This is a genomic window from Parasphingorhabdus pacifica (genome assembly GCF_054779195.1).
The window spans coordinates 1-3,571 of the sequence record NZ_BAAGYS010000026.1 but is presented as its reverse complement, the minus strand read 5'-3'; the positions used below and the strand labels follow the sequence as shown (position 1 = coordinate 3,571).

Below are 3,571 nucleotides of genomic sequence, written 5' to 3'. Positions count from 1 at the left end.
AACCTTACCTGGGTTTGACATGCACCAGATAGGCGTAGAGATACGTCCTCCCTTTGGGTTGGTGTACAGGTGGTGCATGGCTGTCGTCAGCTCGTGTCGTGAGATGTTGGGTTAAGTCCCGCAACGAGCGCAACCCTTATCCCGTGTTACCAGCACATGATGGTGGGCACTCACGGGAGACTGCCGGGGTCAACTCGGAGGAAGGTGGGGATGACGTCAAGTCATCATGCCCCTTATGTCCAGGGCTTCACACATGCTACAATGGCTGGTACAGAGGGTGGCGATACCGTGAGGTGGAGCGAATCCCTTAAAGCTGGTCTCAGTTCGGATCGGGGTCTGCAACTCGACCCTGTGAAGTCGGAGTCGCTAGTAATCGCAGATCAGCAGTGCTGCGGTGAATACGTTCCCGGGCCTTGTACACACCGCCCGTCACGTCATGAAAGTCGGTAACACCCGAAGCCCATGGCTCAACCGGTTTGTCCGGGGGGAGTGGTCGAAGGTGGGACTGGCGATTGGGACGAAGTCGTAACAAGGTAGCCGTACCGGAAGGTGCGGCTGGATCACCTCCTTTCTAAGGAGCAGTATCACTTCCGTGTCTGGTTGTGCCCTGTTTGTGGGGTGTGGCTGGGTGTGGGGTGTCCGGGGTTGAGAAGGCGTGTGTTCTTCTGCTCTGGGTGCTCGAGGATTTGTGGAACGCTGGCTGTGTGTCCTCTGCTCTGTTGTGGGTGGGGGGTGTCGGTGCGCTGTTGGGTTTTGAGGGAATGCGCCTGTTGGGTGTGTTTTCTGGTTGTTGTTTGAGAACTGTATAGTGGATGCGAGCATCTTTGTGGCCAAGTTTTATAGGGCACATGGTGGATGCCTTGGCACCAGGGGCCGATGAAGGACGTGGGAGGCTGCGTTAATCCTCGGGGAGTTGTCAACCGAGCTGTGATCCGAGGGTGTCCGAATGGGGTAACCCAGCCCGAGTGATGTCGGGTTACCAGCATCTGAATGTATAGGGTGTTGGGGGGAACGCGGGGAAGTGAAACATCTTAGTACCCGCAGGAAGAGAAAACAATAGTGATTCCGTGAGTAGTGGCGAGCGAAAGCGGAGGAGGCTAAACCGTGCGCGTGGGATACCTAGCAGGGGTTGCGTGTGCGGTGTTGTGGGGCACTGCTGGAGGAGGCTGCTACTTCTTCAGGGATGTCGTGTGGGTTAGTTGAACAGGTTGGGATGCCTGGCCGGAGTGGGTGAGAGTCCCGTAGGCGAAAGCTCATGCGTGTTCTGTGGTGGTGTTCCCGAGTAGCAGCGTTTCCGTGGAGGGCGTTGTGAATCTGGCGGGACCACTCGTTAAGCCTAAATACTACCTGGTGACCGATAGCGGATAGTACCGTGAGGGAATGGTGAAAAGTACCCCGGGAGGGGAGTGAAATAGTTCCTGAAACCATGTGCCTGCAATCCGTCAGAGCGTGATCTCTTTGTGGGGTTGTGTGATGGCGTGCCTTTTGAAGAATGAGCCTGCGAGTTGCTGCTGCGTGGCGAGGTTAACCTGTGTTGGGTAGCCGGAGCGAAAGCGAGTCTGAAGAGGGCGTTGAGTCGCGTGGTGCAGACCCGAAGCGGAGTGATCTACCCATGGCCAGGGTGAAGCGCGGGTAAGACCGTGTGGAGGCCCGAACCCACCAGGGTTGAAAACCTGGGGGATGAGCTGTGGGTAGGGGTGAAAGGCCAATCAAACTTCGTGATAGCTGGTTCTCCCCGAAATGCATTTAGGTGCAGCGTTGCGTGTTTCCTGGGTGGGGTAGAGCACTGGTTGGCTGATGGGCCTTATGGGTTACTGACGTCAGCCAAACTCCGAATACGCCTGGGTGAAGCGTGGCAGTGAGACGGCGGGGGAGAAGCTTCGTCGTCGAGAGGGAAACAGCCCAGAACATCGGCTAAGGCCCCTAAGTGTGCGCTCAGTGGGAAAGGATGTGGGATTGCCCAGACAACCAGGAGGTTGGCTTAGAAGCAGCCATCCTTGAAAGAGTGCGTAATAGCTCACTGGTCAAGTGGTCCTGCGCCGATAATGTAGCGGGGCTGAAGCGCACCGCCGAAGCCGTGTCGCAAGCACGGTGAGTGTTTGTGGGTAGGGGAGCGTCCTGTATGCGGTGAAGCAGCCGGGTAACCGTGTTGTGGAGTGTGCGGGAGTGAGAATGCAGGCATGAGTAGCGAGAGCAGAGTGAGAATCTCTGCCGCCGGATGACCAAGGGTTCCTGGGGCAGGTTCGTCCGCCCAGGGTGAGTCGGGGCCTAAGGCGAGGCCGACAGGCGTAGTCGATGGAGAACGGGTTGATATTCCCGTACCCGTGTGGACGCGTCCATGGTGAAACGGTGGAGACTAACCACCCGATGCTGCTGTGTGTCTTCGGATGTGTGGTGGTGTTGCGTGGGACCTGATGCTGGAGTAGTCAAGTGATGGGGTGACGCAGGGGGGTAGCTCTGCCAGTGAGTGGTAGTACTGGTGTAAGCCTGTAGCCCGTTGTCCAGGGAAATCCGGGCAACTTGTGGGTGAGAGGTGATGCGTAGCCGTGGTGGTGAAGTGAGTGATCCCGTACTGCCGAGAAAAGCCTCTAGCGAGTGTGTACACGGCCCGTACCCGAAACCGACACAGGTGGTCAGGTAGAGAATACCGAGGCGGTCGGGTGAACTGTGGTTAAGGAATTCGGCAAAATGCCCCCGTAACTTCGGGAGAAGGGGGGCCATTGCTGGTGAACACCCGTGCGGTGGGAGCTGGTGGTGGCCGCAGAGGCCAGGGAGAAGCGACTGTTTACTAAAAACACAGGTCCGTGCGAAGTCGTAAGACGAGGTATACGGACTGACGCCTGCCCGGTGCTGGAACGTTAAGAGGACCCGTTAACACTCTTTGGGGTGTGAAGCGGAGAATTTAAGCGCCAGTAAACGGCGGTGGTAACTATAACCATCCTAAGGTAGCGAAATTCCTTGTCGGGTAAGTTCCGACCTGCACGAATGGCGTAACGACTTCTCCGCTGTCTCGACCACAGGCCCGGTGAAATTGCAATACGAGTAAAGATGCTCGTTTCGCGCGGCAGGACGGAAAGACCCCGGGACCTTTACTATAGCTTGGTATTGGTGTTTGGTTCGGCTTGTGTAGGATAGGTGGGAGACTGTGAAGCGTCCACGCTAGTGGGTGTGGAGTCGTTGTTGAAATACCACTCTGGTCGTTCCGGGCATCTAACTTCGGGCCCTGATCGGGTTCAGGGACAGTGCCTGGTGGGTAGTTTAACTGGGGCGGTTGCCTCCCAAAGGGTAACGGAGGCGCCCAAAGGTTCCCTCAGCCTGGTTGGCAATCAGGTGTTGAGTGTAAGTGTATAAGGGAGCTTGACTGTGAGACTGACGGGTCGAGCAGGTGCGAAAGCAGGGACTAGTGATCCGGCACTGGCTGGTGGAAGCGGTGTCGCTCAACGGATAAAAGGTACCCCGGGGATAACAGGCTGATCTTGCCCAAGAGTCCATATCGACGGCATGGTTTGGCACCTCGATGTCGGCTCGTCGCATCCTGGGGCTGGAGTTGGTCCCAAGGGTTGGGCTGTTC

Annotated in this window: 2 rRNA genes; both read left to right on the top strand. The window is 57.1% G+C overall.

The annotated features are described in order from the left end of the window. Positions 1 to 571: ribosomal RNA gene (locus ACYVAN_RS24445) — 16S ribosomal RNA — on the top strand; the annotation flags it as partial. A 257-nt stretch (positions 572 to 828) separates the two neighbouring features. Continuing rightward, a 23S ribosomal RNA gene (locus ACYVAN_RS24440) occupies positions 829 to 3,571 on the top strand; the annotation flags it as partial.